Source organism: Flavobacterium glaciei (assembly GCF_003350545.1).
GTDB lineage: Bacteria > Bacteroidota > Bacteroidia > Flavobacteriales > Flavobacteriaceae > Flavobacterium > Flavobacterium glaciei.
This window is the reverse complement of sequence record NZ_QQBA01000001.1, coordinates 330,806-352,141: the sequence shown is the minus strand read 5'-3', so window position 1 is coordinate 352,141 and position 21,336 is coordinate 330,806. Positions and strand designations below refer to the sequence as shown.

The following is a 21,336-nucleotide window of genomic DNA, read 5'->3' as shown; positions in this document are numbered from 1 at the left end:
TTTAAGAAAATGAGTCAAAAAATCAGAATAAAATTAAAATCTTACGATCACATGTTAGTAGATAAGTCTGCTGAGAAGATTGTAAAAACGGTAAAAAGTACCGGTGCAGTTGTTACAGGACCAATTCCATTGCCAACTCACAAAAAACTTTTTACAGTACTACGTTCTCCACACGTTAACAAAAAAGCGAGAGAGCAATTTGAAGTAATGTCATACAAGAGATTAATTGACATTTATTCATCTTCATCAAAAACTATTGATGCTTTAATGAAACTTGAATTGCCAAGTGGGGTTGAAGTAGAGATCAAAGTTTAAGTAATTTAAGAGTAAAAAGGAACGCTGTTTTTAAGCGAAAAATATTTTTTTGGTTTGTGTGTAAATAAGTTATACATTTGCACCCACTTAAAAAATAGGATTCGGTTAAAAGCTGCGTTCTATATTTATATTTAATAATTAATAATTAATATTTATGTCTGGGTTAATTGGTAGAAAAATCGGCATGACTAGCATTTTCGACGAGAACGGGAAGAATATTCCTTGTACAGTAATCGAAGCTGGACCATGTGTTGTTACCCAAGTCAGAACCAAAGGTGTTGACGGGTATGAAGCGTTGCAACTTGGTTTCGATGACAAAAACGAGAAACATTCCACAAAAGCGGCTTTAGGTCACTTTAAAAAAGCGGGAACTGTAGCTAAGAAAAAAGTCGTTGAATTCCAAGATTTTGCAACAGAACAAAAATTAGGAGATCTTATTGATGTTTCTATTTTTGCTGAAGGAGAATTTGTAGATGTACAAGGTGTATCTAAAGGTAAAGGTTTTCAAGGGGTTGTTAAACGTCACGGTTTTGGTGGTGTTGGTCAAGCAACTCACGGTCAACACAACCGTTTAAGAGCGCCTGGTTCTGTAGGAGCTTCTTCTTATCCATCTAGAGTATTCAAAGGAATGCGTATGGCTGGACGTATGGGAGGAGACAATGTAAAAGTTCAAAACCTTAGAGTTTTAAAAGTAGTTGCTGAAAAGAACCTACTTGTTATTAAAGGATGTGTTCCTGGTCATAACAACTCTTATGTAATCATTCAGAAGTAATGGAAGCAAAAGTATTAGATTTCAACGGAAAAGATACTGGAAGAAAAGTTCAACTTTCTGATTCAGTATTTGGTATAGAACCAAATAATCATGCAGTATACCTTGATGTTAAGCAATATCTTGCTAATCAAAGACAAGGGACGCACAAAGCTAAAGAAAGAGCTGAGGTTGCGGGAAGTACTCGTAAGATAAAAAAACAAAAAGGAACTGGTACTGCTCGTGCGGGTAGTGCAAAGAATCCATTGTTTAAAGGTGGTGGAACTGTTTTCGGTCCAAGACCAAGAAGTTATTCATTCAAATTGAATAAAAGCTTGAAACGTTTGGCTAGAAAATCAGCTTTCTCAATTAAAGCTAAAGAGTCGAACATTATCGTTCTTGAAGACTTTAATTTTGAAACTCCAAACACTAAAAATTTCATCAACGTTTTGAAAGCTTTAGAGTTAGAGAATAAAAAATCCCTATTTGTGTTGGGTGATGTAAATAAAAATGTATATTTGTCGTCACGCAATTTAAAAGGCTCTAGCGTTGTAAGTAGTTTAGAATTAAGCACTTACGCTATATTAAACGCTAATAATTTAGTGCTTCTAGAGAGTTCTTTGGAGATAATTGAAGAAAATTTAAGTAAATAATAGGATATGAGCATCATAATTAAGCCTATAGTAACGGAAAAAGTAACCAAAGAAAGTGAAGTTTTAAACCGCTTCGGATTCGTTGTTGACCAAAAAGCAAACAAAGTACAAATTAAGAAAGCTGTTGAAGCTGCTTATGGAGTAACTATTTTGAGTGTTAACACGATGAACGTAAGACCGGATAGAACTACAAAATACACTAAAAGTGGTTTAATCAGTGGAAAGACGAATGCAATTAAAAAAGCAATTGTTCAAGTACAAGAAGGAGAAACAATTGATTTTTACAACAATATCTAAGATAAAATGTCAGTAAGAAAATTAAAACCTATTACCCCAGGTCAGCGATTTAGAGTTGTGAATGGTTATGACGCCATTACAACTGATAAGCCGGAACGCTCTTTGATAGCGCCGATAAAAAACTCTGGTGGTAGAAATAGTCAAGGAAAGATGACCATGCGTTATACGGGTGGTGGTCATAAGCAGAGATATCGTATCATTGATTTCAAACGTACAAAAGAAGGAATTCCAGCTACAGTGAAATCAATTGAATATGATCCAAATCGTACTGCTTTTATCGCATTGTTAGCGTATGCTGATGGTGAGAAAACGTATGTTATTGCTCAAAATGGATTGAAAGTTGGTCAGAAATTAGTTTCTGGTCCAGAATCTCAACCAGAAATTGGTAATACCTTACCTTTAAGTAGAGTTCCACTAGGAACTGTAATTTCTTGTATCGAATTGAGACCAGGTCAAGGAGCAGTAATTGCTCGTTCAGCTGGAACTTTTGCTCAATTAATGGCAAGAGATGGAAAATATGCAACAATTAAAATGCCTTCTGGTGAAACAAGATTAATCTTGTTGACATGTTCGGCTACAATTGGTGCGGTTTCTAATTCTGACCACCAATTGGTTGTATCTGGTAAAGCAGGTAGAACAAGATGGTTAGGAAGAAGACCTAGAACAAGACCTGTTGCAATGAACCCTGTCGATCACCCAATGGGTGGTGGTGAAGGACGTTCTTCTGGTGGACATCCACGTTCAAGGAATGGAATACCAGCTAAAGGTTATAGAACTCGTTCTAAGAAAAACCCGAGTAACAAGTATATCGTAGAACGTAGAAAGAAATAATAAGATATGGCACGTTCATTAAAAAAAGGACCTTTCGTTCATTATAAGTTAGACAAGAAAGTTCAAGAAAACATTGCAGGTGGAAATAAAGGGGTAGTAAAGACTTGGTCTAGAGCTTCTATGATTACTCCAGACTTTGTTGGACAAACTATCGCAGTTCATAACGGTCGTCAATTTGTACCAGTTTACGTAACAGAGAACATGGTAGGTCACAAATTAGGAGAGTTTTCACCAACTAGATCTTTTAGAGGTCATGCTGGAGCAAAAAATAAAGGTAAAAAATAAGAAGCAATGGGAGTTCGTAAAAGAGAAACAGCAGATGCAAGAAAAGAGGCTAACAAGTCATTGGCTTTTGCAAAGTTAAATAACTGCCCTACTTCACCTAGAAAAATGCGCTTAGTAGCAGATCTAGTAAGAGGTCAGAAGGTAGAAAGAGCACTTAACATCTTAAGATTTAGTTCTAAAGAAGCTTCAAGAAAATTAGAAAAATTGGTTTTATCAGTAATTGCTAACTGGCAAGCTAAAAACCCTGAAGCTAATATGGAAGAAGCTGGTTTATTTGTTAAGGAAATCCGTGTAGATGGTGGAATGATGTTGAAAAGACTTCGTCCAGCTCCACAAGGAAGAGCACACAGAATAAGAAAACGTTCTAACCACGTAACAATCGTGCTTGGGGCTATCAATAACACACAAAGCAATTCTTAAGCAGCATGGGACAAAAGACAAATCCAATTGGAAATAGACTTGGTATCATCAGAGGATGGGACTCAAACTGGTATGGTGGAAATGATTACGGTGATAAACTTGCCGAAGATCACAAAATCAGAAAGTATATCCATGCTCGTTTATCAAAAGCTAGTGTATCAAAAGTAATTATCGAGAGAACTTTAAAACTTGTAACCGTTACTATCACTACTGCTAGACCTGGTATTATTATCGGAAAAGGTGGACAAGAGGTAGACAAGTTAAAAGAAGAACTTAAGAAAATTACTGACAAAGAGGTTCAAATCAACATTTTTGAAATTAAAAGACCTGAACTTGACGCGTATCTAGTTGCTACAAGCATCTGTCGTCAAATCGAAAGCCGTATTTCTTACAGACGTGCAATCAAAATGGCTATTGCTGCTTCTATGCGTATGAACGCTGAAGGTATCAAAGTTTTGATTTCTGGTCGTTTGAATGGTGCTGAGATGGCTCGTTCAGAGGGTTTCAAAGAAGGTAGAATTCCTCTATCAACTTTCAGAGCTGATATTGATTATGCTTTGGCTGAAGCTCATACTACTTATGGTAGAATGGGAATCAAAGTGTGGATCATGAAAGGTGAAGTTTATGGAAAGAGAGATCTTTCTCCACTTGCTGGAATGGACAAAAAACAATCTGGTGCTGGTGGTAAAGGTGGTGATTCTCCAAGAGGAGACAGAAAGCCTTTTAACAAAGGTGGTAAACCAGACGCTCGTAAACGAAAGTAAATTTTTAAACTAAAGAAAAATGTTACAGCCTAAAAGAACAAAATACCGTAAGGTACAAAAAGGTAAAATGAAAGGGAACTCTCAAAGAGGGCATGAACTTTCAAATGGAATGTTTGGTATTAAATCTGTACATGAAGATGGAATGTTCTTAACCTCTCGTCAAATTGAAGCTGCGCGTATTGCTGCAACTCGTTTTATGAAAAGAGAAGGACAATTATGGATCAAAATATTTCCAGACAAACCTATCACTAAGAAGCCTCTTGAGGTACGTATGGGTAAAGGTAAAGGTGCAGTTGAGTATTGGGCTGCCGTTGTTAAACCCGGAAGAATTATGTTTGAAGTTGGAGGAGTACCTTTGTCAGTTGCAAAAGAGGCTTTACGTCTTGCGGCTCAAAAGCTTCCAGTAAAAACTAAATTTGTCGTTGCTAGAGATTTCGAAGCATAATCTATATTATATTATGAAACAATCAGAAATAAAAGATCTTTCTGCAGCGGAGTTGCAAGAAAAACTTAGCCAGACTAAGAAGGCATATGCCGACCTAAAAATGGCTCACGCTATTTCTCCAATTGAGAATCCACTTCAAATTAGAAGTGTAAGAAGAACAGTTGCAAGATTAGCTACGGAACTTACTAAAAGAGAGTTGCAATAATTGTAATCTGCTGAAAGATGGAAGAAAAAAGAAATTTAAGAAAAGAAAGAGTTGGTGTTGTTACTTCAGACAAAATGGATAAATCTATTGTTGTTGCTGAAGTGCGTAAAGTAAAACACCCATTATACGGTAAGTTCGTGTTGAAAACTAAAAAGTATCACGCACACGACGAAAAGAACGACTGTAACATAGGAGATACTGTAAGGATTAGCGAAACGCGTCCTTTGAGTAAAACAAAATGTTGGAGGTTAGTTGAAATCTTAGAAAGAGCTAAATAATTATGGTACAACAAGAATCAAGACTAAAAGTAGCAGATAACACTGGAGCAAAGGAAGTTTTAACTATCCGTGTTTTAGGAGGTACCAAAAGAAGGTATGCCTCTGTTGGTGACAAGATTGTAGTTTCTATCAAAGATACTGCTCCAAACGGAAGCGTTAAAAAAGGAGCTGTTTCAACTGCAGTTGTTGTACGTACCAAAAAAGAAGTAAGAAGAGCCGATGGTTCATACATTAGATTTGATGACAACGCATGTGTGTTATTAAATGCTGCTGGTGAAATGAGAGGAACTCGTGTTTTTGGTCCGGTAGCAAGAGAACTTCGTGAAAAACAATTCATGAAAATTGTATCATTAGCACCAGAAGTGCTTTAATTCGTTTTAAGATGATAAAGCTAAAAATAAAAACTGGAGACATCGTAAGAGTAATTGCTGGAGACCATAAAGGTTCTGAAGGTAAAGTATTACGTGTTTACCGCGAGAAAAATAAAGCGATCGTTGAAGGTGTAAACATGGTTTCAAAACATACGAAACCAAGTGCGAAAAGTCCTCAAGGCGGTATCGTAAAGAAAGAAGCTTCTATACAAATATCTAATATCTCTTTAATTGATCCTAAAACTAAGGAAACAACTAGAGTAGGAATTAGAGTAGAAGGAGATAAGAAAGTAAGATTTTCAAAAAAATCTAATCAAGTACTATAGTAATGGCGTATATACCTAGACTAAAAGAAGAATATAAGAGCAGAGTAATCGCTGCTCTTAAAGAGGAATTCGGATACGTAAACGTAATGCAAGTTCCAAAATTGGAAAAAATCGTTTTAAGTAAAGGAGTTGGTGCAGCTGTATCTGATAAAAAACTAATTGACTATGCAGTTGATGAGTTAACTAAGATCACTGGACAGAAAGCAGTATCTACAATCTCAAAGAAAGACGTTGCGTCATTCAAATTGAGAAAAGGGATGCCTATTGGAGCAAAAGTTACTTTGCGTGGAGAAAGAATGTATGAGTTTTTAGATAGACTTATAACTTCTGCTTTACCACGTGTTAGAGATTTTAGTGGAATTAAAGCTACTGGTTTTGATGGAAGAGGTAATTATAATCTTGGTGTTTTGGAGCAAATCATTTTCCCAGAAATTGATATTGACAAAGTAAACAAAATATCAGGTATGGATATATCTTTTGTAACTTCTGCAAAAACTGATAAAGAAGCAAAATCACTATTGGCTGAATTAGGTTTACCTTTTAAAAAGAATTAAGATATGGCTAAAGAATCAATGAAAGCCCGTGAGGTTAAGAGAGAAAAAACTGTAGCAAAATATGCTGAGAAAAGAAAAGCTTTGTTAGAAGCTGGAGATTTCGTAGGTTTGCAAAAATTACCGAAAAATGCTTCTCCAGTTCGTTTGCACAATCGTTGTAAATTAACAGGTAGACCAAGAGGATATATGCGTCAATTTGGTATTTCACGTGTTACATTTCGTGAGATGGCAAATAACGGATTAATTCCAGGTGTTAAAAAAGCATCTTGGTAGATTGTAACTTAGTTACAAAATACAAACACATTTATAAATTGGTTAAAGGTTCGTAGGATGAGTGTCCTATGAAAACCATAATCGCAAATTAATACACATGTATACAGATCCTATTGCAGATTATTTAACAAGAGTTCGTAACGCTGTGGCTGCAAACCACAAAGTTGTTGAAATTCCTGCTTCTAATCTAAAAAAAGAAATAACTAAGATCTTATTTGATCAAGGTTATATCTTGAGTTACAAATTTGAAGACAACGCTGTTCAGGGTTCAATCAAAATTGCTTTGAAGTATGATAAAGATACTAAAGAGTCTGTAATTAAAGATATCCAAAGAATTAGTAAACCAGGTTTACGTAAGTATTCAGGTTCTTCTTCAATTCCTAGAATCCTTAATGGATTAGGGATTGCTATTGTTTCTACATCAAAAGGTTTGATGACAGGAAAACAAGCCAAACAATTAAATGTTGGTGGTGAAGTAATTTGTTACGTTTACTAATCATTAAAATAGTAGAAGATGTCAAGAATAGGTAAAAGCCCAGTAACAATACCAGCAGGAGTAACTGTTTCAGTTGCAGATGGTATTATTACAGTAAAAGGAAAAAACGGTCAACTTACACAGGAGTTTTCGGACGTAACTGTAACAGTTGAAGACGGTCAAGTTCAAGTTGATAGGTCGTCTGATCATAAAGACCAAAGAGCAAAACATGGTTTATATAGATCTTTAATCAATAACATGATTATCGGTGTAAACGAAGGTTTTACTAAATCTTTAGAGTTGGTGGGAGTTGGATATAGAGCTTCAAATCAAGGACAAAAGTTAGATTTAGCTCTTGGATATTCTCATAATATTGTTCTAGAAATTGCTCCAGAAGTTACTTTAGAAACAATATCTGAAAAAGGTAAAAATCCAATTGTTAAATTAACATCATTTGACAAACAACTTTTAGGTCAAGTAGCTGCGAAAATCAGAGGTTTCCGTAAGCCTGAGCCGTACAAAGGAAAAGGTGTTAAGTTTGTAGGTGAAGTATTAAGAAGAAAAGCAGGTAAATCAGCTTAAAAAATAAGATTATGTCATTAACAAAACCTGAAAGAAGACAACGAATTAGATTCAGAATTAGAAAAACAATTAGTGGTACTGCTACTAATCCAAGGCTATCTGTATTTAGAAGTAATAAAGAAATTTACGCTCAACTTATTGATGATGTAAATGGAGTTACTTTATTGGCGGCTTCTTCAAGAGAAAAAGAAATAGGTAACGGTACGAACATTGAAGTTGCTACAGCAGTTGGGAAACTAGTTGCTGAAAAAGCTTTAAAAGCTGGGATAGAAACAGTGACTTTCGATAGAGGAGGTTATTTATATCACGGTCGTATTAAATCATTAGCGGAAGGCGCAAGAGCGGCTGGACTTAAATTCTAATATAGTATGTCTAATAGTAAATACAAGAATGTAGAGTTAGTAAAACCAAGTGGTCTTGAATTAAAAGATCGTTTGGTAAGTGTTAATCGTGTTACTAAGGTTACAAAAGGGGGTAGAGCTTTCGGTTTTTCTGCTATTGTAGTTGTAGGTGATGAAAATGGAGTGGTTGGACACGGATTGGGAAAATCTAAAGACGTTTCTGAGGCAATTGCGAAAGCAGTAGAAGATGCTAAGAAAAATTTAGTTAAAATTCCTTTGAATGGTCAATCAGTTCCTCACGAACAAAAAGGTAAATTTGGTGGTGCACGTGTATTTTTAATTCCTGCCTCTCATGGTACAGGAGTTATTGCTGGTGGAGCTGTTCGTTCAGTTCTTGAATCAGTAGGGATTCATGATGTATTATCTAAATCTCAAGGATCTTCAAATCCTCACAACGTAGTGAAAGCAACTTTTGATGCTTTACTACAAATGAGAAGCGCTTACACTGTTGCAAAACAAAGGGGTGTTTCTTTAGAAAAAGTTTTTAAAGGTTAATTCAAGGAAATTATGGCTAAATTATTAGTAAAACAAGTTAGAAGCAAAATCAACTGTCCTCTTTCTCAAAAGAGAGGATTAGAAGCTTTAGGTCTACGTAAAATGGGACAAGTTGTAGAGCATGATTCAAACCCTACAATCCTTGGGATGATAAATAAAGTTAAACACTTAGTTTCTGTAGAAGAAGCTAAATAACAAATACTGTTATGAATTTAAGTAACTTACAACCTGCTGAAGGTTCTACACACAATCAAAATAAAAGATTAGGTAGAGGAGAAGGTTCTGGAAAAGGTGGTACTTCTGCAAGAGGTCACAAAGGAGCAAAATCTCGTTCTGGTTATTCAAAAAAGATTGGTTTTGAAGGTGGGCAAATGCCACTTCAAAGACGTGTGCCTAAGTTTGGTTTTACAAACATCAATCGTAAAGATTACGAAGGTGTAAATCTTGATACACTTCAACTTTTAGTTGATAATGGTGTTATTAAAGATACTGTTGATATGACAGTTTATGTTGCTAATCGTTTAGCTACTAAAAATGAAATCGTTAAGATTTTAGGTAGAGGTGAATTGACAGCAAAATTAAAAGTAACCGCTCACAAATTTACTGCTACTGCAAAAGCTGCTATTGAAGCTGCTGGTGGAGAAGCTGTAACAATGTAATTTTTCAATTAATATGAAGAAATTTATTGAATCAATAAGTAATGTTTGGAAAATCGAGGAACTAAAAAATAGAATCCTTATAACATTAGGTTTACTTTTAGTATATCGTTTTGGGGCTCAAGTAACCCTTCCAGGTATTGATGCTACACAGCTAGGTAATTTAGCTGGGCAAACTAAAGAAGGAATTGGTTCTATTCTTGACATGTTTACTGGTGGTGCATTTTCTCAAGCTTCAGTTTTTGCTTTAGGAATTATGCCTTATATTTCTGCTTCAATTGTTGTTCAGTTAATGGGAATTGCAATTCCTTATTTACAGAAACTTCAAAGTGATGGAGAAAGCGGTAGAAAAAAGATTAATCAAATTACTCGTTGGTTGACAATAGGAATTACTTTAGTTCAAGGTCCAACTTATATCTATAATTTATATAGAACATTACCTAGTAATGCTTTTTTATTGGGATTCAATTCATTTGAGTTCTTATTTTCTTCAGTAGTTATTTTAGTTACAGGTACAATTTTTGCCATGTGGTTAGGAGAAAAAATTACTGATAAAGGAATTGGAAATGGTATTTCTTTGTTAATCATGGTTGGAATATTGGCTAGATTACCTCAAGCTTTTATTCAAGAATTTACAACAAGAGTTACCAATAATAATGGTGGACCTATGTTGTTAGTTATTGAAATTATCATTTGGTTATTAGTTATCATTTGTTGTGTACTTTTAGTAATGGCGATCAGGAAAATTCCTGTTCAATATGCACGTCGTACAACTTCAGGTGATTTCGAACAAGACATGTTGGGCGGAAACAGACAGTGGATTCCTTTGAAGCTTAATGCTTCTGGGGTTATGCCAATAATTTTTGCGCAAGCAATTATGTTTATTCCGGCAGCCTTAGCAGGTTTGTCTAAATCAGATGCATCACAATCAATCGTTGGCGCTTTTAGTAATATGTTCGGATTTTGGTATAATTTAGTTTTTGCAACTCTTATAATTGTATTTACTTTTTTCTATACTGCTATCACAGTTCCTACTAACAAAATGTCTGATGATTTAAAGAGAAGTGGTGGTTTTATTCCTGGGATTAGACCAGGTGTTGAAACTTCTGATTATCTTGACAAAGTGATGTCCTTGATAACTTTTCCAGGGTCTTTATTTCTTGCTTTGATAGCTGTGTTCCCAGCAATTGTTGTGAGTCTTATGGATGTTCAACAATCTTGGGCAATGTTTTTTGGAGGTACTTCATTAATAATTATGGTTGGAGTTGCCATAGACACAATGCAACAAATTAATTCATATTTGTTGAATAAACATTATGATGGTTTGATGAAAAGTGGTAAAAATAGAAAAGCAGTAGCTTAATTTATGGCAAAACAATCAGCAATAGAACAAGACGGGTCAATCATTGAAGCATTGTCAAATGCAATGTTCCGTGTAGAGTTAGAAAATGGACATATTGTAATCGCACATATATCTGGAAAAATGCGTATGCATTACATCAAATTATTACCTGGTGATAAAGTGAAACTAGAAATGAGCCCTTATGATTTGTCAAAAGCAAGAATTACTTATAGATATTAAAGGATATTCAAAATGAAAGTTAGAGCTTCAGTAAAAAAGAGAAGTCCCGAGTGCAAAATTGTGCGAAGAAAAGGGAGATTGTACGTAATAAACAAAAAGAATCCTAGATTTAAACAAAGACAAGGATAATTATGGCAAGAATAGCAGGGGTAGATATCCCAAAAAATAAGAGAGGTGTTATTGCACTTACCTATATCTTCGGATTAGGAAAAAGTAGAGCTGTTGAGATTTTAGAGAAAGCTCAAGTTAGCCAAGATAAAAAAGTTCAAGATTGGAATGATGACGAGATCGGAGCAATTCGTGAGGCGGTATCAACTTTTAAAATTGAAGGAGAATTGCGTTCTGAAGTTTCTTTAAACATCAAACGTTTAATGGATATTGGATGTTATAGAGGTATCCGTCATAGAACTGGTCTTCCTTTAAGAGGACAAAGAACTAAAAACAACTCTAGAACAAGAAAAGGTAAGAGAAAAACTGTTGCCAACAAGAAAAAAGCAACTAAATAATAAGTAATATGGCTAAAGCAACTGCAAAAAAACGTAAAGTTATCGTTGAATCAACGGGAGAAGCTCATATTTCTGCTACTTTTAACAATATCATCATTTCTTTGACAAACAAAAAAGGTGAAGTTATTTCTTGGTCTTCAGCTGGTAAAATGGGTTTTAGAGGTTCTAAAAAGAACACTCCATACGCAGCCCAAATGGCAGCAGAAGATTGTAGTAAAGTAGCTCTTGAAGCTGGACTTAAAAAAGTTAAGGTTTATGTAAAAGGACCAGGAAACGGACGTGAGTCTGCTATCCGTTCTTTGCATAACGGTGGAATTGAAGTAACTGAGATTATCGATGTTACCCCAATGCCTCACAATGGATGTCGTCCTCCAAAAAGACGTAGAGTATAATACTCAAAATAAATTTATAGTATAACCAAGATTGAATTTCGATTATCGAAGGATTAGACCTGAATTCATAATCTCAATCTTAAACAATTTAAAATGGCAAGATATACTGGTCCAAGTACAAGAATTGCTCGTAAATTTGGCGAGGCAATTTTCGGAGACGATAAAGCTTTCGAAAAAAGAAATTACCCACCTGGTCAACACGGGATGGCTAAAAAAAGAGGAAAAAAATCTGAATATGCTGTCCAGTTAATGGAAAAGCAAAAAGCTAAATATTCTTACGGAATATTAGAAAAACAATTCAGAAATTTATTCGAAAAGGCATCAGCTACTAAAGGAGTTACTGGTGAAGTTTTATTACAATTGTGTGAAGCAAGATTAGATAACGTTGTTTTTAGAATGGGTATTGCTCCTTCTAGAAGAGGTGCGCGTCAAATCGTTTCTCACAGACACGTTACTGTAAATGGTGAAGTGGTTAATATTCCTTCTTACCACCTTAAGCCTGGTGATAAAGTTGCTGTTCGTGAAAAATCTAAATCATTAGAAGCTATCGAACGTTCTTTATCTAATTCAAGTCATGTTTATGAATGGATTACTTGGAATAATGATATCAAAGAAGGTACTTTCGTTTCTGTACCTGCGAGACTTCAAATCCCAGAAAACATTAAAGAACAATTAATCGTAGAGTTGTACAACAAATAATAATTGACTTAGTCGAAATTTATGGCAATATTTAATTTTCAGAAGCCCGATAAAGTTATCATGATCGATTCAACCGATTTTGAAGGTAAATTTGAATTTAGACCTTTAGAACCTGGTTATGGATTGACTGTTGGTAATGCACTTAGAAGAGTTTTGCTTTCAGCATTAGAAGGTTATGCAATTACATCTGTTCGCATTGAAGGTGTAGATCATGAGTTTTCTACTATTTCAGGAGTTGTTGAAGACGTTACCGAAATTATCCTTAATCTTAAACAAGTACGTTTCAAACGTCAAATTGAAGATATCGATAATGAATCAGTTACTATATCTGTTTCAGGTAAAGACCAATTAACAGCTGGTGATTTTCAAAAATTTATTTCAGGTTTCCAAGTTTTGAATCCAGAACTAGTTATCTGTAATTTAGACAGTAAAATCAAACTTAATTTCGATTTAACGATCGAAAAAGGTAGAGGATATGTTCCTGCTGAAGAGAACAAAAAACAGAATGCTGCAATTGGGACTATTTTTACAGATTCAATTTTTACTCCAGTAAAAAATGTAAAATATGCTATTGAAAACTTCCGTGTAGAGCAAAAAACAGATTATGAAAAATTAGTTTTTGAAATAAAAACTGATGGTTCGATTAATCCAAAAGATGCCCTTACTGAAGCTGCAAAAGTTCTAATTCACCATTTCATGTTGTTCTCTGACGAAAGAATTACACTCGAGGCTGACGAAATTGCACAAACAGAATCGTATGATGAAGAATCATTACATATGAGACAATTGCTTAAAACTAAGCTTGTTGATATGGATCTTTCTGTAAGAGCATTAAATTGTTTGAAAGCGGCTGAAGTTGATACACTTGGTGATTTAGTATCGTTCAATAAAAATGACCTAATGAAATTCCGTAATTTTGGTAAAAAATCTTTAACTGAGCTTGATGAACTTGTTGCAGTTAAAAATTTGAACTTCGGAATGGATTTAGCAAAATACAAACTAGATAAAGAATAATCTAAGCCGCAAGGTTTAAATTTACATAGCAATGAGACACGGAAAAAAATTCAATCACTTAAGCAGACAGACTGCGCATAGAAAATCTATGTTAGCTAATATGGCTTGTTCTCTTATCGAGCACAAACGTATTAACACTACTGTTGCTAAAGCAAAAGCGCTTAAACAATTCGTTGAGCCGCTTATAACAAAATCTAAAGCTGATACGACTCATAATCGTCGTATCGTTTTTGCTTACTTACGTAGCAAATATGCCGTAACTGACTTGTTCAGAGACGTAGCTGCTAAAGTAGGAGACCGTCCAGGTGGATACACTCGTATCATTAAAGTTGGAAATCGTTTAGGAGATAATGCTGATATGGCAATGATCGAATTAGTAGATTTCAATGAACTTTACAATGGTGGTAAAAAAGAAGTTAAAAAAGCAAAAAGCCGTCGTGGTGGAAAAGCTAAGAAAGATGAAGCTACTGAAGCTCCAGCTGCTGAAACTGATACAACTACTGAGACTGCTGAGTAATTATGAAAATAATCATTCAATAAAAATCAAGGATAAGCTATTTATAGTTTATCCTTTTTTTTTGATTTTTTCGGAGCAAAAATTTTGGGATTTAATTGCATATTGTCCTGCTGTTCACTGTATCTTTTGCTTCTAAAGAAAAAGCAAAAGGATGCCGTTTCCATCAGGGCTAGATAAGAATTTTTTTATTTTACAATAAATTTCAAAAACTTGCTTCCATTGCTTTAAAGGAGTAAATTTGCACAATATTTAACTACAGATGTAACTAGCTTTGCGAGTTCCATGAGACTATTAAAAAATAATAGAAATCAAAGAATGAAATATACAACACGACAAAAAGCAATTCTTTTATTAAGTGACGGAACAATATTCCATGGTAAATCCATAGGAATCAGTGGAACCACTTTTGGTGAAGTTTGTTTTAACACAGGAATGACAGGTTACCAAGAAATATTTACTGATCCTTCTTATTTTGGTCAGTTAATGGTAGCAACCAACGCCCATATTGGGAATTACGGAGTGAATGATAATGAAATTGAATCAGATAGCATTAAAATTGCTGGATTGGTTTGTAAAAATTTCAGTTTTAATTATTCTCGTGAGGACGCATCAGGGAGTTTGGAAGACTATTTTATTAAACAAAATTTAATTTGCATTTCTGATGTAGATACACGCGCTTTAGTAAGTTATATTCGCGACAATGGAGCAATGAATGCTGTAATTTGTACGGATGGAACTTCTATTGAAGATTTAAAAATTGCTTTAGCAAAAATTCCAGACATGAAAGGTCTTGAATTAGCTTCTAAAGTTTCTACCACTGAACCTTACTTTGTTGGTGATGAAAGTGCAACCTATAAAATTGCTGCACTTGATTTAGGAATTAAAATGAATATTCTTCGTAATCTTGCCAAAAGAGATTGTTATATCAAAGTATTTCCTTTTGATTCTTCTTATCAGGATTTAGCAGCATTTAATCCGGATGGGTATTTTTTATCTAACGGTCCTGGTGATCCAGAGCCCCTTTCTGGAGCAATTCAAGTGGCAAAAGAAATTCTAGAAAACGATAATCCATTATTTGGAATTTGTCTTGGACATCAAGTAATAGGCCTTGCAAACGGAATTTCTACTTATAAAATGTTTAACGGACATAGGGGAATCAATCATCCTGTAAAAAATTTGATTACAGGGAAAGGTGAAATCACTTCTCAAAATCATGGTTTTGCCGTTAATAAAGAGGAACTTGATAATCATCCTGATTTAGAGATTACTCATCTTCATTTAAATGATGGTACTGTAGCAGGAATGCGAATGAAAAACAAAAATTGTTTCTCAGTTCAATACCACCCAGAAGCAAGTCCTGGTCCACATGATTCCTCATATTTATTTGATCAATTTATTGAAAATATAAAAGGACAATAAATGAATGTTTTGATATAGAAATAAAAAAAAAGGTTTGACAAAGTTAACAGTCAAACCTTTTTTTTTTATTTCTAATTTGCTTCCCGAATGGAATGGTTACGGGAATTTGATTTAAAATAAATTTTATAGTTTTAAGTCGTATGTAGGATGAATGTCTTTTTTCATCCTTTGTTTCATCTATAAATTTATTTTTCCATTACTACCAAGATTTTAATTTTTTGCTTAATTTGATTTTATTAGAAATAAAAAATAATATATAATGTAAAAATATATTATTAAAAAAGCTTAAATGTATTGTTAGCTAAAAAATTACAACGTTTTCGTTAATAACATTCATTATTTTCATTAAATCATTCCAAAAGATAGAATATATTTGTATTTCAAAATTTAAATTTTAGTATTATGAGTATAATTATCAAGATTCACGCAAGACAAATTTTTGATTCAAGAGGAAATCCTACAATAGAAGTAGATGTAATTACAGATAATGGTGTTTTAGGAAGAGCGGCAGTACCATCTGGGGCTTCAACTGGAGAACACGAAGCAGTTGAATTACGTGATGGAGGAAAAGCGTTTCTTGGAAAAGGAGTTTTGAATGCGGTGAAAAATGTGAATACCATTATTTCTGAAGAACTGGTAGGAGTTTCTGTTTTCGAACAAAATCTAATCGATCAAACGATGATTGATTTAGATGGTACTCCAAATAAATCAAACTTAGGAGCAAATGCAATTTTAGGAGTTTCTTTGGCTGTTGCCAAAGCTGCTGCTAACGAATTGGGATTGCCATTATACAGATACGTAGGTGGTGTTTCGGCAAATACATTGCCTGTACCAATGATGAATATTATCAATGGAGGTTCTCATTCTGATGCGCCTATTGCATTTCAAGAATTTATGATTTTCCCGGTAAAAGCAACTTCTTTTTCACATGCCATGCAAATGGGAACTGAAATTTTTCACAGCTTGAAAAAAGTATTACATGATAGAGGTCTTTCAACTGCTGTAGGTGACGAAGGAGGTTTTGCACCAAATCTTGCAGGAGGAACTGAAGATGCTTTGGATACAATCAAAAAAGCTGTTGAAAATGCAGGATATACTTTTGGGGATGAAATCATGATTGCTTTGGATTGTGCTGCTGCAGAATTTTATGTAAACGGAAAATACGATTACACTAAATTTGAAGGAGAAACAGGTAAAATTAGATCTTCTGAAGAACAAGTGGAGTATTTAGCTGAATTAGCAGCTAAATATCCTATTATTTCTATTGAAGACGGAATGGATGAGAATGACTGGGATGGATGGAAATTGCTTACGGATAAAATTGGAGACAAAGTTCAATTAGTAGGTGATGATTTATTCGTGACTAATGTAGAGCGTTTGTCTACAGGTATCGAAAAAGGAATCGCTAATTCAATCCTTATTAAAGTTAACCAAATTGGAACTTTGACAGAAACTATTGCAGCTGTAAATATGGCCAAAAATGCAGGTTATACTTCAGTAATGTCGCACCGTTCAGGAGAGACTGAAGATAATACAATTGCAGATTTAGCAGTAGCTTTAAACTGTGGACAGATTAAGACTGGTTCAGCATCTCGTTCTGACCGTATGGCTAAATACAATCAATTATTAAGAATTGAGGAAGAATTAGGGAATACAGCCTATTTTCCTGGTAAAAATGCTTTCAAAATAAAATAATTCTTACGAATTTTATTAATTAAGCCATTCACCTAGTGTGAGTGGCTTTTTTTTGTAATATTTAACAATTTCATTGTGTTATTCTCTTTTTAATTAGTGTATAATTCCTTAGATTTGAGAAATTATTATTTTAAAAGTTTATTTTCAATTATATTATGTCAAAAATAGCAACATTAGAAATTGATGGAAAGAAAATTGAACTTCCTATAATTGTAGGAAGTGAAAATGAAGTTGCCATCGATATTAATAAATTACGTGATTTATCAGGTGTAATCACACTTGATCCAGGTTATAAAAATTCAGGTTCTTGTAAAAGTGACATTACTTTTTTAGATGGAGAACTTGGGATTCTTCGTTACAGAGGATATGCGATAGAGGATTTAGCTGAAAAAGCAGATTTTTTAGAAGTGTCATACCTTTTAATTTTTGGGGAATTGCCAACTGTTGATCAGTTAGCGCAATTTGAAACCGATATTAGAAAATACACTTTGGTCAATGAAGAAATGAAAAACATCATTGATGGTTTTCCTAAAACAGCTCATCCAATGGGAGTTTTAGCATCTTTGACAAGTGCATTAACAGCATTCAATCCTAAATCAGTGAATGTTGATAATGAAAAAGAAATGTATGAGGCAGTATGCAAAACTATGGGTAAGTTTATGGTTATTGCAACTTGGACTTATAGAAAAAGCATGGGTTATCCTTTGAATTATTATGATAACACAAAAGGTTATGTAGAAAACTTTATGCGTTTAATGTTTGAATTACCTACAGAACCTTACACAGCAAATCCTGTAGTTATAGATGCATTGGATAAATTATTTATTCTTCACGGAGATCACGAGCAAAACTGTTCTACTTCTACAGTTAGAATGGTAGGCTCTTCTCACGCAGGATTATTTGCTTCGATTTCGGCTGGAGTTTCTGCACTTTGGGGACCTTTACATGGTGGAGCTAATCAAGCAGTTCTTGAAATGTTAGAAGAAATCCACAGAAATGGTGGGGATGCTGATAAATACATGGCTAAAGCCAAAGACAAAAATGACCCTTTCAGATTAATGGGATTTGGTCATAGAGTTTACAAGAATTTTGATCCAAGAGCAAAAATTATCAAAAAAGCCGCTAATGAAGTTTTAGCAACTTTAGGAGTTGAAGACCCAATTCTTGCAATTGCAAAAAAACTCGAAGAAGCAGCATTGGAAGATGAATATTTCAAATCAAGAAATTTATATCCAAATGTAGATTTCTATTCTGGAATTATTTACAGAGCTTTAGGAATTCCTACAGATATGTTTACAGTAATGTTCGCCATAGGACGTTTGCCAGGTTGGATCGCACAATGGAAAGAAATGCGTGAAAATAAAGAACCTATCGGAAGGCCAAGACAGGTTTACACTGGACATCCTTTGAGGGATTTTGTATCATCAGACAAAAGATAAAATCAGCTTAAAAAGCTTCACAAATTAGTGAAGCTTTTTTTATATTTGTCAAAAGCTAAAAATACATGTTAGAGTTAAATATAAAGAATGAAACTTCCAGACTTCGAGCTGTAGTTTTAGGCTCAGCGGTCAATAATGGACCTACACCTAAGGTTGAAGAAGCTTATGATCCTAAGTCGTTAGAACATATTTTAGCAGGAACCTATCCTGTTGAGGAAGATATGGTAAATGAAATGGAAGCATTTAATAGCGTACTAAAAAAGTATGATGTAACCGTTTATCGTCCCGAAATGATTGAAAATTATAATCAGATATTTACAAGGGATATTGGTTTTGTGATTGATGATACTTTTGTAAAATCGAATATTTTACCGGATAGAGAACGAGAATTAGATGCTATCCAGTATATAATTGACCAAATTAATCCAAAAAAAGTAGTGCGTCCACCAGAGGAAGTTCATATTGAAGGGGGTGATGTGATGTTGTGGAATGATTATATCTTCATTGGAACCTACAAAGGAAGTGATTACAAAGATTACATTACAGCTCGAACAAATATGTTAGGAGTGCAATATATTAAGGATTTATTCCCAAATAAAATTGTCAAAGAATTTGATTTGGTAAAATCTAAAATCGAAGCTCGTGACAATGCGTTGCATCTGGATTGTTGTTTTCAGCCTGTTGGGAATGACAAAGGAATTATCTACAAAAATGGTTTCCGTGAAGAAGCTGATTATTTGTTTTTGGTAAATCTTTTTGGTAAAGAAAACTTATTTCATATTACTAGAGACGAAATGTACAATATGAATTCTAATGTTTTTTCTATTGATATTAACGTTGTCGTTTCAGAAAGGAATTTTACCCGACTTAACAATTGGTTGCGTGAAAACGGTTTTGTAGTAGAAGAGATTCCATATGCAGAAATTGCAAAACAAGAAGGATTATTACGGTGTTCTACTTTGCCTTTAATTAGAGAATAAATAATTGTTTAAGGTTTGAAATTTAATGTTGCTTAACATTAAACTTTAAACTTTAAACTGTTAAATTTTAAACTAAAAATATATGAAACAAACAACAAATTCGATATTGATGATTCGTCCGGTTGCGTTTAGAATGAACGAACAAACCGCAGTAAATAATTACTATCAAAAAGTATTAGATGGACTTTTGCCTGCAACCGTAAATGCCAAAGCGCAACAAGAATTTGATGCTTTTGTCGAAAAATTGACAGCAGTAGGAGTTGATGTTACAGTTATTGATGATACGTTGAATCCGGATACTCCAGACAGTGTTTTTCCTAATAACTGGATTTCTTTTCATGAGAATGGTGACGTAGCTTTATATCCAATGTTTGCTGAAAATAGACGTCAAGAACGTCGCGAAGAAATTTTAGATTTATTAGAAGAAAAAGGTTTTGTAATTCATAATATTATAGATTACACTTCCGCTGAGGAAGATGGATTTTTCTTAGAAGGCACAGGAAGTTTGCTCTTGGATAGGGTAAATGCTAAAGCGTATTGTGCATTATCTCCCCGAGCGGATGAAGAATTATTTATCGAATTCTGTGAGGATTTTGATTATGCACCAGTGATTTTTGAAGCATTTCAAACCGTTGATTCAGAGCGAAAACTCATTTATCATACGAATGTAATGATGTGCTTGGGAGAAACTTTTGCAGTGATTTGTTCGGATTGTATCGATGATAAAAAAGAACGCAAAATGGTTTTGGATAATTTGAAAGAAAACGGAAAAGAAATAATTTTAATTACTGAAGCTCAAATGAACAATTTTGCAGGAAATATGCTTGAAGTTCGAGGAGCAAATGACAAACGATATTTGATTATGAGTGCAGCTGCTCATCAAAGTCTAACTCCAAAACAAATTGAGCAACTAGAAAAACATGCTGAAATTTTGAGTTCAAGTCTGGATACCATCGAGGCTTGTGGCGGAGGTAGCGCCAGATGCATGATGGCTGAAATATTCCTGCCTAGAAATTAATAAAAAGAAAACCGGATATGATTCTAAATCGTATCTGGTTTTTTTTAGTTGTGATTATAGTTTATGAAAGATTCACTTTTATAATGTTGATAATGGCACTTACGATATATTGAATTCCTATCGCAATAACTATAAAACCCACAATTCTGGATATTGCAATAATTCCTGATGCTCCAAGTATTTTTGCTAAATAATGAGCACTTTTTAGAATTAGAAAAATAGTTACCGCAATGGCAAGAATAGCAATGGAAGAAATGATTATTTCCATTGTAGTATTGTGTTCCTGATAAAATGCAATAAGCAAGGAAATAGAGCCAGGTCCTGCAAGCATTGGAATTGCAAGCGGCGTCAAAGCAATGTCATTCCTTTGCTGGGCGTCAGTTTCTGCTTTTTTGTTAATACCACGTTTCTTAGTGAATTTGCCAGAAAGCAATGAAAAACCAGAACTTACAATGATAATACCTCCCGCAATTCGGAGCGCATCAATACTAATTCCAAAAAAAAGTAAAACATATTGTCCAATAAAAAACGAAACAATAAGAATGATAAATACATTTATCGCTGTCCATAAAGAAATTCTGGAACGTTCTTTTTTAGTGTCATTTTGAGTAAGTCCTACAAAAATAGGAACGGTACCAATAGGGTTTAAGACGGAAAAAAGAGCAACAAAAAGATAAATAAACAAATCCATATTTTATTTT

Annotated in this window: 35 protein-coding genes; 34 read left to right on the top strand and 1 reads right to left on the bottom strand. The window is 34.1% G+C overall.

The genetic code is table 11. From position 1 onward, the window contains the following. Window positions 1-9 precede the first annotated feature (9 nt). The 34 genes from rpsJ (at window position 10) to ctlX (ending at window position 20,635) form a co-directional block, all read left to right on the top strand. On the top strand, window positions 10-315 hold the full coding sequence (gene rpsJ, locus DFR66_RS01725) for a 30S ribosomal protein S10 (RefSeq protein WP_011963470.1): 306 nt from the start codon (window positions 10-12) through the stop codon (window positions 313-315). Window positions 316-469: 154 nt separating this feature from the next. Further along, entirely contained in the window at window positions 470-1,087 is a 618-nt protein-coding gene (gene rplC / locus DFR66_RS01720) for a 50S ribosomal protein L3 (protein WP_072945403.1), read from the top strand. Continuing rightward, window positions 1,087-1,716, top strand: coding sequence for a 50S ribosomal protein L4 (gene rplD / locus DFR66_RS01715; protein WP_091173690.1), 630 nt, complete (start codon window positions 1,087-1,089; stop codon window positions 1,714-1,716). Before rplC ends, rplD begins: the two co-directional genes overlap by 1 nt. A 6-nt stretch (window positions 1,717-1,722) precedes the next feature. After that, complete coding sequence (rplW, locus tag DFR66_RS01710; protein ID WP_114753109.1) at window positions 1,723-2,013, top strand: 50S ribosomal protein L23; 291 nt, start codon at window positions 1,723-1,725, stop codon at window positions 2,011-2,013. A gap of 6 nt (window positions 2,014-2,019) precedes the next feature. Then, window positions 2,020-2,844 (top strand): 50S ribosomal protein L2, encoded by an 825-nt coding sequence (gene rplB, locus DFR66_RS01705; protein WP_035668122.1) that lies wholly within the window; start codon window positions 2,020-2,022, stop codon window positions 2,842-2,844. A gap of 6 nt (window positions 2,845-2,850) precedes the next feature. Next, window positions 2,851-3,129, top strand: coding sequence for a 30S ribosomal protein S19 (gene rpsS, locus DFR66_RS01700; protein WP_007136562.1), 279 nt, complete (start codon window positions 2,851-2,853; stop codon window positions 3,127-3,129). A gap of 6 nt (window positions 3,130-3,135) precedes the next feature. Continuing rightward, on the top strand, window positions 3,136-3,549 hold the full coding sequence (gene rplV, locus DFR66_RS01695; RefSeq protein WP_035668120.1) for a 50S ribosomal protein L22: 414 nt from the start codon (window positions 3,136-3,138) through the stop codon (window positions 3,547-3,549). A 5-nt stretch (window positions 3,550-3,554) separates the two neighbouring features. Further along, a complete protein-coding gene (gene rpsC / locus DFR66_RS01690) occupies window positions 3,555-4,313 on the top strand; it encodes a 30S ribosomal protein S3 (RefSeq protein ID WP_035668118.1) in 759 nt (252 codons plus the stop codon). A 19-nt stretch (window positions 4,314-4,332) separates the two neighbouring features. Then, window positions 4,333-4,758 (top strand): 50S ribosomal protein L16, encoded by a 426-nt coding sequence (gene rplP / locus DFR66_RS01685; RefSeq protein ID WP_007803637.1) that lies wholly within the window; start codon window positions 4,333-4,335, stop codon window positions 4,756-4,758. Between the two features lie 13 nt (window positions 4,759-4,771). Then, window positions 4,772-4,963 carry a 50S ribosomal protein L29 gene (gene rpmC, locus DFR66_RS01680; protein WP_035668115.1) on the top strand — a complete coding sequence of 64 codons (192 nt, stop codon included), beginning with the start codon at window positions 4,772-4,774 and terminating at the stop codon, window positions 4,961-4,963. A gap of 17 nt (window positions 4,964-4,980) precedes the next feature. After that, on the top strand, window positions 4,981-5,241 hold the full coding sequence (gene rpsQ, locus DFR66_RS01675) for a 30S ribosomal protein S17 (protein WP_073210370.1): 261 nt from the start codon (window positions 4,981-4,983) through the stop codon (window positions 5,239-5,241). 2 nt (window positions 5,242-5,243) lie between these two features. Then, window positions 5,244-5,612: a 50S ribosomal protein L14 gene (gene rplN, locus DFR66_RS01670; protein WP_026717863.1), complete on the top strand. Its 369-nt coding sequence runs from the start codon at window positions 5,244-5,246 to the stop codon at window positions 5,610-5,612. A gap of 11 nt (window positions 5,613-5,623) precedes the next feature. Further along, window positions 5,624-5,938, top strand: a complete 315-nt coding sequence (rplX, locus tag DFR66_RS01665; protein WP_114753108.1) for a 50S ribosomal protein L24 — start codon at window positions 5,624-5,626, stop codon at window positions 5,936-5,938. Between the two features lie 2 nt (window positions 5,939-5,940). Continuing rightward, the gene (gene rplE / locus DFR66_RS01660) at window positions 5,941-6,492 is read left to right on the top strand and encodes a 50S ribosomal protein L5 (protein ID WP_099713443.1); all 552 of its coding nucleotides are present in this window, start codon (window positions 5,941-5,943) and stop codon (window positions 6,490-6,492) included. A 3-nt stretch (window positions 6,493-6,495) separates the two neighbouring features. Beyond that, entirely contained in the window at window positions 6,496-6,765 is a 270-nt protein-coding gene (gene rpsN, locus DFR66_RS01655) for a 30S ribosomal protein S14 (protein ID WP_026707007.1), read from the top strand. Window positions 6,766-6,862: 97 nt separating this feature from the next. Beyond that, on the top strand, window positions 6,863-7,261 hold the full coding sequence (rpsH, locus tag DFR66_RS01650) for a 30S ribosomal protein S8 (protein ID WP_099713442.1): 399 nt from the start codon (window positions 6,863-6,865) through the stop codon (window positions 7,259-7,261). 18 nt (window positions 7,262-7,279) lie between these two features. Further along, the gene (gene rplF / locus DFR66_RS01645; protein WP_114753107.1) at window positions 7,280-7,822 is read left to right on the top strand and encodes a 50S ribosomal protein L6; all 543 of its coding nucleotides are present in this window, start codon (window positions 7,280-7,282) and stop codon (window positions 7,820-7,822) included. A gap of 11 nt (window positions 7,823-7,833) precedes the next feature. Continuing rightward, the gene (gene rplR / locus DFR66_RS01640; protein ID WP_114753106.1) at window positions 7,834-8,184 is read left to right on the top strand and encodes a 50S ribosomal protein L18; all 351 of its coding nucleotides are present in this window, start codon (window positions 7,834-7,836) and stop codon (window positions 8,182-8,184) included. A 6-nt stretch (window positions 8,185-8,190) separates the two neighbouring features. After that, window positions 8,191-8,718 (top strand): 30S ribosomal protein S5, encoded by a 528-nt coding sequence (gene rpsE, locus DFR66_RS01635; protein WP_035668102.1) that lies wholly within the window; start codon window positions 8,191-8,193, stop codon window positions 8,716-8,718. A gap of 12 nt (window positions 8,719-8,730) precedes the next feature. Beyond that, window positions 8,731-8,913, top strand: coding sequence for a 50S ribosomal protein L30 (gene rpmD, locus DFR66_RS01630; protein WP_114753105.1), 183 nt, complete (start codon window positions 8,731-8,733; stop codon window positions 8,911-8,913). 11 nt (window positions 8,914-8,924) lie between these two features. Next, window positions 8,925-9,377, top strand: a complete 453-nt coding sequence (gene rplO / locus DFR66_RS01625) for a 50S ribosomal protein L15 (RefSeq protein WP_066081007.1) — start codon at window positions 8,925-8,927, stop codon at window positions 9,375-9,377. A gap of 13 nt (window positions 9,378-9,390) precedes the next feature. Continuing rightward, window positions 9,391-10,737: a preprotein translocase subunit SecY gene (gene secY / locus DFR66_RS01620; RefSeq protein WP_114753104.1), complete on the top strand. Its 1,347-nt coding sequence runs from the start codon at window positions 9,391-9,393 to the stop codon at window positions 10,735-10,737. A gap of 3 nt (window positions 10,738-10,740) precedes the next feature. Then, complete coding sequence (gene infA / locus DFR66_RS01615) at window positions 10,741-10,956, top strand: translation initiation factor IF-1 (protein WP_007136545.1); 216 nt, start codon at window positions 10,741-10,743, stop codon at window positions 10,954-10,956. Between the two features lie 12 nt (window positions 10,957-10,968). Then, complete coding sequence (gene ykgO, locus DFR66_RS01610; RefSeq protein ID WP_008992256.1) at window positions 10,969-11,085, top strand: type B 50S ribosomal protein L36; 117 nt, start codon at window positions 10,969-10,971, stop codon at window positions 11,083-11,085. A gap of 2 nt (window positions 11,086-11,087) precedes the next feature. Continuing rightward, on the top strand, window positions 11,088-11,462 hold the full coding sequence (rpsM, locus tag DFR66_RS01605) for a 30S ribosomal protein S13 (RefSeq protein WP_091203660.1): 375 nt from the start codon (window positions 11,088-11,090) through the stop codon (window positions 11,460-11,462). Between the two features lie 8 nt (window positions 11,463-11,470). Next, the gene (rpsK, locus tag DFR66_RS01600) at window positions 11,471-11,854 is read left to right on the top strand and encodes a 30S ribosomal protein S11 (RefSeq protein ID WP_024981527.1); all 384 of its coding nucleotides are present in this window, start codon (window positions 11,471-11,473) and stop codon (window positions 11,852-11,854) included. Window positions 11,855-11,947: 93 nt separating this feature from the next. Continuing rightward, entirely contained in the window at window positions 11,948-12,553 is a 606-nt protein-coding gene (rpsD, locus tag DFR66_RS01595) for a 30S ribosomal protein S4 (RefSeq protein ID WP_099713439.1), read from the top strand. A gap of 21 nt (window positions 12,554-12,574) precedes the next feature. Continuing rightward, window positions 12,575-13,567 (top strand): DNA-directed RNA polymerase subunit alpha, encoded by a 993-nt coding sequence (locus DFR66_RS01590; RefSeq protein ID WP_039110214.1) that lies wholly within the window; start codon window positions 12,575-12,577, stop codon window positions 13,565-13,567. A gap of 31 nt (window positions 13,568-13,598) precedes the next feature. Then, complete coding sequence (gene rplQ / locus DFR66_RS01585; protein WP_114753103.1) at window positions 13,599-14,084, top strand: 50S ribosomal protein L17; 486 nt, start codon at window positions 13,599-13,601, stop codon at window positions 14,082-14,084. Window positions 14,085-14,399: 315 nt separating this feature from the next. Beyond that, entirely contained in the window at window positions 14,400-15,503 is a 1,104-nt protein-coding gene (gene carA / locus DFR66_RS01580; protein ID WP_114753183.1) for a glutamine-hydrolyzing carbamoyl-phosphate synthase small subunit, read from the top strand. A 402-nt stretch (window positions 15,504-15,905) separates the two neighbouring features. Beyond that, window positions 15,906-17,198: a phosphopyruvate hydratase gene (eno, locus tag DFR66_RS01575; RefSeq protein WP_114753102.1), complete on the top strand. Its 1,293-nt coding sequence runs from the start codon at window positions 15,906-15,908 to the stop codon at window positions 17,196-17,198. Between the two features lie 155 nt (window positions 17,199-17,353). Beyond that, window positions 17,354-18,637 (top strand): citrate synthase, encoded by a 1,284-nt coding sequence (locus DFR66_RS01570; protein ID WP_114753101.1) that lies wholly within the window; start codon window positions 17,354-17,356, stop codon window positions 18,635-18,637. A 65-nt stretch (window positions 18,638-18,702) separates the two neighbouring features. Continuing rightward, window positions 18,703-19,617, top strand: a complete 915-nt coding sequence (locus tag DFR66_RS01565) for a dimethylarginine dimethylaminohydrolase family protein (RefSeq protein WP_114753100.1) — start codon at window positions 18,703-18,705, stop codon at window positions 19,615-19,617. An 82-nt stretch (window positions 19,618-19,699) separates the two neighbouring features. Beyond that, window positions 19,700-20,635 (top strand): citrulline utilization hydrolase CtlX, encoded by a 936-nt coding sequence (gene ctlX / locus DFR66_RS01560; protein ID WP_114753099.1) that lies wholly within the window; start codon window positions 19,700-19,702, stop codon window positions 20,633-20,635. Window positions 20,636-20,696: 61 nt separating this feature from the next. Here ctlX and DFR66_RS01555 read toward each other — a convergent pair whose 3' ends face one another. Then, window positions 20,697-21,326, bottom strand: coding sequence for a MarC family NAAT transporter (locus DFR66_RS01555; protein WP_114753098.1), 630 nt, complete (start codon window positions 21,324-21,326; stop codon window positions 20,697-20,699). Between the last annotated feature and the right edge of the window lie 10 nt (window positions 21,327-21,336).

What these genes read in the sequence shown, in the direction of transcription:
- rpsJ (WP_011963470.1), top strand. Translation starts at nt 10, where the DNA reads ATGAGTCAAAAAATCAGAATAAAATTAAAATCTTACGATCACATGTTA.
- rplC (WP_072945403.1), top strand. Translation starts at nt 470, where the DNA reads ATGTCTGGGTTAATTGGTAGAAAAATCGGCATGACTAGCATTTTCGAC.
- rplD (WP_091173690.1), top strand. Translation starts at nt 1,087, where the DNA reads ATGGAAGCAAAAGTATTAGATTTCAACGGAAAAGATACTGGAAGAAAA.
- rplW (WP_114753109.1), top strand. Translation starts at nt 1,723, where the DNA reads ATGAGCATCATAATTAAGCCTATAGTAACGGAAAAAGTAACCAAAGAA.
- rplB (WP_035668122.1), top strand. Translation starts at nt 2,020, where the DNA reads ATGTCAGTAAGAAAATTAAAACCTATTACCCCAGGTCAGCGATTTAGA.
- rpsS (WP_007136562.1), top strand. Translation starts at nt 2,851, where the DNA reads ATGGCACGTTCATTAAAAAAAGGACCTTTCGTTCATTATAAGTTAGAC.
- rplV (WP_035668120.1), top strand. Translation starts at nt 3,136, where the DNA reads ATGGGAGTTCGTAAAAGAGAAACAGCAGATGCAAGAAAAGAGGCTAAC.
- rpsC (WP_035668118.1), top strand. Translation starts at nt 3,555, where the DNA reads ATGGGACAAAAGACAAATCCAATTGGAAATAGACTTGGTATCATCAGA.
- rplP (WP_007803637.1), top strand. Translation starts at nt 4,333, where the DNA reads ATGTTACAGCCTAAAAGAACAAAATACCGTAAGGTACAAAAAGGTAAA.
- rpmC (WP_035668115.1), top strand. Translation starts at nt 4,772, where the DNA reads ATGAAACAATCAGAAATAAAAGATCTTTCTGCAGCGGAGTTGCAAGAA.
- rpsQ (WP_073210370.1), top strand. Translation starts at nt 4,981, where the DNA reads ATGGAAGAAAAAAGAAATTTAAGAAAAGAAAGAGTTGGTGTTGTTACT.
- rplN (WP_026717863.1), top strand. Translation starts at nt 5,244, where the DNA reads ATGGTACAACAAGAATCAAGACTAAAAGTAGCAGATAACACTGGAGCA.
- rplX (WP_114753108.1), top strand. Translation starts at nt 5,624, where the DNA reads ATGATAAAGCTAAAAATAAAAACTGGAGACATCGTAAGAGTAATTGCT.
- rplE (WP_099713443.1), top strand. Translation starts at nt 5,941, where the DNA reads ATGGCGTATATACCTAGACTAAAAGAAGAATATAAGAGCAGAGTAATC.
- rpsN (WP_026707007.1), top strand. Translation starts at nt 6,496, where the DNA reads ATGGCTAAAGAATCAATGAAAGCCCGTGAGGTTAAGAGAGAAAAAACT.
- rpsH (WP_099713442.1), top strand. Translation starts at nt 6,863, where the DNA reads ATGTATACAGATCCTATTGCAGATTATTTAACAAGAGTTCGTAACGCT.
- rplF (WP_114753107.1), top strand. Translation starts at nt 7,280, where the DNA reads ATGTCAAGAATAGGTAAAAGCCCAGTAACAATACCAGCAGGAGTAACT.
- rplR (WP_114753106.1), top strand. Translation starts at nt 7,834, where the DNA reads ATGTCATTAACAAAACCTGAAAGAAGACAACGAATTAGATTCAGAATT.
- rpsE (WP_035668102.1), top strand. Translation starts at nt 8,191, where the DNA reads ATGTCTAATAGTAAATACAAGAATGTAGAGTTAGTAAAACCAAGTGGT.
- rpmD (WP_114753105.1), top strand. Translation starts at nt 8,731, where the DNA reads ATGGCTAAATTATTAGTAAAACAAGTTAGAAGCAAAATCAACTGTCCT.
- rplO (WP_066081007.1), top strand. Translation starts at nt 8,925, where the DNA reads ATGAATTTAAGTAACTTACAACCTGCTGAAGGTTCTACACACAATCAA.
- secY (WP_114753104.1), top strand. Translation starts at nt 9,391, where the DNA reads ATGAAGAAATTTATTGAATCAATAAGTAATGTTTGGAAAATCGAGGAA.
- infA (WP_007136545.1), top strand. Translation starts at nt 10,741, where the DNA reads ATGGCAAAACAATCAGCAATAGAACAAGACGGGTCAATCATTGAAGCA.
- ykgO (WP_008992256.1), top strand. Translation starts at nt 10,969, where the DNA reads ATGAAAGTTAGAGCTTCAGTAAAAAAGAGAAGTCCCGAGTGCAAAATT.
- rpsM (WP_091203660.1), top strand. Translation starts at nt 11,088, where the DNA reads ATGGCAAGAATAGCAGGGGTAGATATCCCAAAAAATAAGAGAGGTGTT.
- rpsK (WP_024981527.1), top strand. Translation starts at nt 11,471, where the DNA reads ATGGCTAAAGCAACTGCAAAAAAACGTAAAGTTATCGTTGAATCAACG.
- rpsD (WP_099713439.1), top strand. Translation starts at nt 11,948, where the DNA reads ATGGCAAGATATACTGGTCCAAGTACAAGAATTGCTCGTAAATTTGGC.
- DFR66_RS01590 (WP_039110214.1), top strand. Translation starts at nt 12,575, where the DNA reads ATGGCAATATTTAATTTTCAGAAGCCCGATAAAGTTATCATGATCGAT.
- rplQ (WP_114753103.1), top strand. Translation starts at nt 13,599, where the DNA reads ATGAGACACGGAAAAAAATTCAATCACTTAAGCAGACAGACTGCGCAT.
- carA (WP_114753183.1), top strand. Translation starts at nt 14,400, where the DNA reads ATGAAATATACAACACGACAAAAAGCAATTCTTTTATTAAGTGACGGA.
- eno (WP_114753102.1), top strand. Translation starts at nt 15,906, where the DNA reads ATGAGTATAATTATCAAGATTCACGCAAGACAAATTTTTGATTCAAGA.
- DFR66_RS01570 (WP_114753101.1), top strand. Translation starts at nt 17,354, where the DNA reads ATGTCAAAAATAGCAACATTAGAAATTGATGGAAAGAAAATTGAACTT.
- DFR66_RS01565 (WP_114753100.1), top strand. Translation starts at nt 18,703, where the DNA reads ATGTTAGAGTTAAATATAAAGAATGAAACTTCCAGACTTCGAGCTGTA.
- ctlX (WP_114753099.1), top strand. Translation starts at nt 19,700, where the DNA reads ATGAAACAAACAACAAATTCGATATTGATGATTCGTCCGGTTGCGTTT.
- DFR66_RS01555 (WP_114753098.1), bottom strand. Translation starts at nt 21,326, where the DNA reads ATGGATTTGTTTATTTATCTTTTTGTTGCTCTTTTTTCCGTCTTAAAC.